Below are 6,056 nucleotides of genomic sequence, written 5' to 3'. Positions count from 1 at the left end.
AAGATTTATTTATGACCTCGATTTATCCGATGGAAAACCGTTGGCAAATTACTGAAGCCAGCCCGACATCTGCCAGTAATTTAGAATGGTTTATCACCCAATTTATGGCGGCAGATAAGCAGCTTGAAGAAGCCAAAGGCAGTTCAGTGTATGAACTGTGTAACCAATTAGTGGCTTCCACCACGCCAGATGAAAGCCAATTGATGTTCTTCCCGTTTGTATTTGGTTCCAACACCATTCCAGATGCCACTGCCGGTTTTGTTGGTGTCACCAGTTTCCATCAACGCGCTCACTTCCTCCGTGCTATCTATGAAGGAGTTGCATTTAGTCACCTTTATCATGTCGAGCGGCTGCGCCGTATTAATCCACAGTTGAGCAATGTGATCCGCATCGCGGGCGGTATTACTCACTCACCCGTTTGGCTACAAATTTTTGCCGATATCTTCCAGAGCCAATTAGAAATCGTCGATGTGAAAGAGCACGGTACCCTTGGTGCCGCTATGACCGCAGCGGTGATGGAAGGCTATTTCCCCGATGTTTTTGCGGCTTGTGATGCGATGGTAAAAGTGTCTGAAGTGATCCATCCACAAACGGATAAACAAGCGGTTTATGCCAAAAAATACGCCATGTACAAACGCATGCTAGATGATATGCAACCGACGTGGAAATCACATAACCCCCAGCAAACCATTGATGCTTAAATAAGGAGTTAGTTGATCATGGAACTTAATTTACACGGTAAAAATGCGCTGGTCACTGGTGGGGCGACTGGACTAGGACGTGAGCTGGTGCAATCGCTGGTAAAAGAAGGCGTTAACGTCTGCTTTACTTATCGTAGCCATCCAGAAGCCGCATTAGCGCTCGTTGAGGCGCTAAATGGTTTAAATGGTACTGAGGTAGTTGCTATCCGAACCAACTTAGGCGACAGCCAAGAGATTGATGCATTATTTGAGCAGGGGCTCACCCATTTCAAACAATTCGACATCCTGATTAATAATGCAGGTATTTGGCCGACAGGGATGGTCGCAGATATTACACTGGAAGAGTGGGATAACGTGATGAACATCAACCTAAAATCCGTTTTCCATTTAAGCCAATTATTTATCAATCAATGTTCAAATAAGCAAATCACTGGCTCAGTGCTCAACATTACCTCGCAAGCAGCGTTTCATGGTTCAACGACTGGTCACTCACACTATGCCGCCAGTAAAGCGGGCTTAGTCGCCTTTTCAATATCACTGGCGCGTGAGGTTGCCAAACAAGGCATTAATGTTAACAACATTGCAGTTGGCATTATGGATACTGAAATGATCCGCGGCAACCTAGAGAAAGACCCACAATATTATCTGAATCGAATTCCTGTTGGGCGTGTCGCCTCCCCTGCTGAAATCGCGGATATTGGGGTGTTCTTGGTTTCAAAAAAAGCCAGTTATATGACGGGAGCAACCATTGATGTGACTGGTGGGATGTTAATGCGCTAAGCCCATAGGGCAACAAAAAATTTTGGAGAACAACATGAAATGTCTGGCAATTGCGGATCTATTTATTGATAAACCAACCATGGAGGCTGGGCTAGAAAAGCTACGCCAACAAGGTTATGAGGTTATCGTTCGTCAGTGGGCACACCCTTCTATTGAAAAACTGCAAGAAGATAACTTGCAAGTTGAGCAACACGGTGCGGAAGCGGTGATTTTACCAGCGGATTTATATGCGGATTTAAAAGATGTTGAGTTAGTGATCACCCAGTTCGCCCCTGTGAATAAAGCGGTAATCGATAAACTACCAAAACTGAAATATATCGGTGTATTGCGTGGTGGCATTGAAAATATCAATAAAGAATATGCCGAGAACAAAGGCATTAAGGTAATGAATACACCAGGGCGTAATGCACGCAGTGTGGCTGAATTTACGGTTGGCATGATGTTGGCTGAAACACGTAATATTGCGCGTGCACATGATGCATTGAAGGATAAATATTGGCGTAAAGATTTCGTCAACGCGGATGTGATCCCAGAAATTGGTGGAAAAACCATTGGGTTAATTGGCTTTGGCCATATTGCTCAACTGGTGGCTAAATTCCTTAAAGGCTTTGATACCAACGTTATATTTTACGATAAATACGTTGACGCTGTTGACGGTTACACCAAAGTTGATTCACTTGAAGATTTGGTTAAAGTTGCCGATATTATTTCGCTACACGCACGTTTATCCCCAGAAACACAAAACTTGATCAACGAAAAACACTTTAAATTAATGAAACCCACCGCCGTAATAGTGAATACCGCGCGTTCAGGTTTAATTAATGAGCGTGATTTGCTGCAAGCACTCAAAGAAAAACGCATTATGGGTGCCGCTATCGATACCTTTGATGATGAGCCATTAAAAGAGGAGAGCGAATTTTATTTATTAGACAATGTGACCATCACACCGCATATGGCAGGTAGTACTTTAGATGCATTCAGCAATACGCCAAAACTATTTGCTGAGATATTTTTAAAACAACAAAAATAATTAATTTAACGAAAAGAACATCGGCAAAAAATATAAAAAATAAACGATAGGGTGAAACCTGTCAGGGGCACCCTATACCCTACAAAAACAACCTTATGTATTTTGAGTAATTATAAACCACAACTTATTTAACTATCAGGTTTATTTTTTTATTCAATACGCAGTAGGTAAATACTCTAAATAGTTCGCGTTGTGGCTAGGCGACAAGCAAACGAGTCGCTAGGGCATACATAAGTATGTGACTAGTGCGAGTGAACGCAGCCAACAACGCCACGGCGAGAAATATGACGAGTATTGGGAGGAAGGCATGGATATAATCAACAATATCATCGGGCTGGGCGCATCGGTTATGATGCCAATAATATTTTTCATTATTGCATTATGTTTTGGCGTTCGCGTAGGCACCGCTTTTAAAGCGGGTATGTTAGTCGGCATCGGTTTTGTTGGTGTTGGCTTAGTCATCAACTTATTACTATCGAATTTAGGACCTGCCTCGCAATCGATGGTTGAAAAGATGGGTTTAAACCTTACCGTGGTTGATACGGGTTGGCCTACTGCCTCCACCATTGGCTGGGGCTCACCGATTATGGTGCCAGTTGTACTAGGCTTTATTGCGATCAACTTAGTGATGGTTTTATTTAAGCTCACAAAAACCATTAATATTGATATCTTTAACTATTGGATATTTTTATTAGTCGGTTCTGTAGTGTATGCGGGTACTGAAAGCTACTGGCTATCAATTGGTATCACTTATGTGATCTTTATTGCCACTTTGGTTGCGGCAGATATTACTGCACCTTATCTACAACGTAATTATAATTTACAAGGCATTTCCTTCCCTCATCTGACTTGTATTATGTATGTACCGTTTGGCATCGTGACAAACTATATTATCGAGAAAATTCCAGGGTTAAATAAAATTAACCTCGAACCCGAAACGATTAATAAAAAATTCGGTGTATTCGGTGAACCATTAACATTAGGCTTTATTTTAGGTTTGGTATTAGCATTGATGGCAGGCTATCCTATCAGTGAATCTGTTGCACTCGCCGTGACCGTGTCTGCGGCAATGTTACTACTGCCTAAAATGATCGAAATTTTAGTCCAAGGTCTGTTAATTGTTCGCGATGCCGTTGAAGCAAAATTGAAAAAGAAATTCCCTAACCGTGATTTCTATATTGGCATGGATACTGCACTGTTAATTGGTGAGCCTTCCGTGTTGGCAACTGGGCTATTACTGATCCCAATGGCGATTGTGTTAGCTTTCGTACTACCGGGCAACAAAGTATTACCTTTCGTTGACCTTGCTTCATTGATGTTTTTATTAGCTATGGTGACACCATTCTGTAAGCGTAATATGTTTAGAATGTTTATCTGTGGCACATTAGTCCTAACATCCATTTACTATGTGGGAACCGATATTTCCAAGGAATATACGCAAGCTGCGGTGAATTCGAATATCCCAGTACCAGAAGGGATTTCAGAAATGACCAATATCGTGGGTGGAGCAACCACACCTGCGGGCTGGGCAGCAGTAAAAATTGGCGAATTAATCGCTAAGTAATCCTCAATTAACAGCTAACTATAACTTCTCTTAGTTAGCTGTTTTATTTCAAATACTCACCAGCGCTACGGGTAACCAATTTCCCTTCTCTCTTCTTCATAAATACCCTCACTCACTACAGTTTTAGGCCGAGAGCAATCATAACGTGAAGTCTATAAAATTCATTTAATTTAAGTTAATCTCAATAACTATTAAAATATTTTAAATAATGACAGGTGGAAAAATAGGCATTCGAAACCTCTACCAATAGATATTTTAAGTGGTTGGCAACGTATAGCGTTTTTTCACCCTTATTCGTCCGATATTAATAACAAGAAAAAATTATCTATATCCCGAAAAACGCTTACAGAAAACAAGAACAACCAATTACCTTGGCTTTGTGATAAATACCGAGAGCAATATAAAATTCCTAAAACAACCGCATTTATTCTTTACCTTGGTGAGTTTGATAAAAATCTAAGTAATTCGCTCATTCAAGATATTGTCGGTTCAGAAACAGGGCAAGCTAAAGAAGAGTGCGAACAACGTTTAAGTAATGAAAGAGTAACCATCTTTGCCAAGAAGTACTACATCAATATGCTGACCGTTGGAACCCACAAACTTTCTCAATCCAACAAATTGCGGATCGCATCAATTCATGGGGCTGTCAGTTAGAAGTCATGAATAACCCGATTTGGATTGGTATTCTTTTATGGGTACACCGCCATTGTATTGAACCTATGTTTAGCCTTGCCAATAATACCAGAATAGGTCAACCATTGGGCCAAACATAAGATTGGCGCCGTGAATACCTTCCAAGGTAAAGAAAATAATACCGTTATTTTTGTACTCGGTTGCAGTATCGGTGAAGAGGGTGGCGCACAATGGGCAGCGAGTAAGCCCAACCTAGTTAATGTCGCTCTAACACGCGCCAAGAAATATATTTTTGTAATTGGTAATCCTGATGTATGGGGCCATCTACCAAGCTTTTCAGATGTAGCCAATACATTGCCAAGAGAAATAGGCACTTTGGAATAACTCATTAAATAGACTCTAGAAGCTCATCGTATTATGGTGAGCTTCTAATCAAGTCATCACGTTAAACTGCTAAATCAAATATAAAGTAATACTCATTGATATGCTTAATTAGCTAACACTACAGAAAATCACTCTCGATTTAAAAAGTACTGTTTAATAGTATGCCGCAGCCATTGATGTGCTGGATCCCTGTCTAACCGTGGGTGCCATGCTTGAACAATAAACACCGATTCCAATTCAAGCGGCAAGCTTAGCGGACTTAATTGCTTACCCCAACCCTCTTTTCCCTGTTGGAACACCATTTGATTATTGTAATACGGGCTATTTTTTATTATCCATTATTATTGAAAGCGTTAGCAGGCAAAGTTATAAAGAATTTGCTCAACAGTCTATTTTTAAACCATTACAAATGGATAATAACTTTATAGTGGGATCGTACCCCGTCCACACCACAATTGCTCGTGGGTACCGTGAAAACAATACATGTGGCTATCAATTAAGTGAAAGTCTTTGGACTTAAACCGGTGATGGTGCTGTTCATTCAAATGTTTTAGATTTAATGAAATGGGGTAAAAATGACACCAGTGGTAAAGTCGGAGGAAAAGCACTAGTCGAGAAAATGCTTCAGGCATTACCGGCTAGAAATAGGATAGGTAAAGCCATTGAACACCATCAGAAATATGCTTATGGCATTATTATTTCACAACACTTCGGCATCACACATTTCGAGCATTCATGAGGCTGGGCTGGCTGGGCTACCTATTTTTTACGTTTACCTGATTTAGGCTTAACTGTCGCTGTTTTGGCAAATGTTGAAGATTTAGACACGCAAAAGATGGCTTATGAGTTTACCGATATCATTTTGACTCAATCTACGGAATTCCATGACGACCATGATTAATAATGAGTGCAGTGGTCAACAAAATTGCTCCCGCTTTAGCCTTAGCTAAACGCCGTGTCGTTG

Annotated in this window: 6 protein-coding genes; all 6 read left to right on the top strand. The window is 40.8% G+C overall.

The features are described 5' to 3' along the window. Nucleotides 1-701, top strand: a 701-nt coding sequence (locus PSE69_RS19540; protein ID WP_272675335.1) for an FGGY-family carbohydrate kinase, incomplete at its 5' end; no start/stop codon positions are given. Nucleotides 702-719: 18 nt separating this feature from the next. Then, on the top strand, nt 720-1,481 hold the full coding sequence (locus tag PSE69_RS19535) for an SDR family NAD(P)-dependent oxidoreductase (protein ID WP_004916017.1): 762 nt from the start codon (nt 720-722) through the stop codon (nt 1,479-1,481). 34 nt (nt 1,482-1,515) lie between these two features. Further along, the gene (locus PSE69_RS19530; protein WP_072502634.1) at nt 1,516-2,511 is read left to right on the top strand and encodes a 2-hydroxyacid dehydrogenase; all 996 of its coding nucleotides are present in this window, start codon (nt 1,516-1,518) and stop codon (nt 2,509-2,511) included. A 307-nt stretch (nt 2,512-2,818) separates the two neighbouring features. Then, a complete protein-coding gene (locus PSE69_RS19525; protein ID WP_014657114.1) occupies nt 2,819-4,075 on the top strand; it encodes a PTS galactitol transporter subunit IIC in 1,257 nt (418 codons plus the stop codon). Nucleotides 4,076-4,858: 783 nt separating this feature from the next. Further along, nucleotides 4,859-5,092 carry an AAA domain-containing protein gene (locus PSE69_RS19520; protein ID WP_259466024.1) on the top strand — a complete coding sequence of 78 codons (234 nt, stop codon included), beginning with the start codon at nt 4,859-4,861 and terminating at the stop codon, nt 5,090-5,092. Nucleotides 5,093-5,321: 229 nt separating this feature from the next. Next, a complete protein-coding gene (locus PSE69_RS19960; protein ID WP_080574244.1) occupies nt 5,322-5,612 on the top strand; it encodes a serine hydrolase in 291 nt (96 codons plus the stop codon). Nucleotides 5,613-6,056 lie beyond the last annotated feature (444 nt).

Source organism: Providencia sp. PROV122, assembly GCF_028482365.1.
GTDB classification, from domain to species: Bacteria; Pseudomonadota; Gammaproteobacteria; order Enterobacterales; family Enterobacteriaceae; genus Providencia; species Providencia stuartii.
Note: the sequence above shows the minus strand (reverse complement) of the source record. Positions and strands in the feature narration are given on the sequence as shown.

Bases quoted from the DNA above. Each gene is read 5' to 3' on its own strand.
- PSE69_RS19535 (WP_004916017.1), top strand. From the start codon at position 720: ATGGAACTTAATTTACACGGTAAAAATGCGCTGGTCACTGGTGGGGCG.
- PSE69_RS19530 (WP_072502634.1), top strand. From the start codon at position 1,516: ATGAAATGTCTGGCAATTGCGGATCTATTTATTGATAAACCAACCATG.
- PSE69_RS19525 (WP_014657114.1), top strand. From the start codon at position 2,819: ATGGATATAATCAACAATATCATCGGGCTGGGCGCATCGGTTATGATG.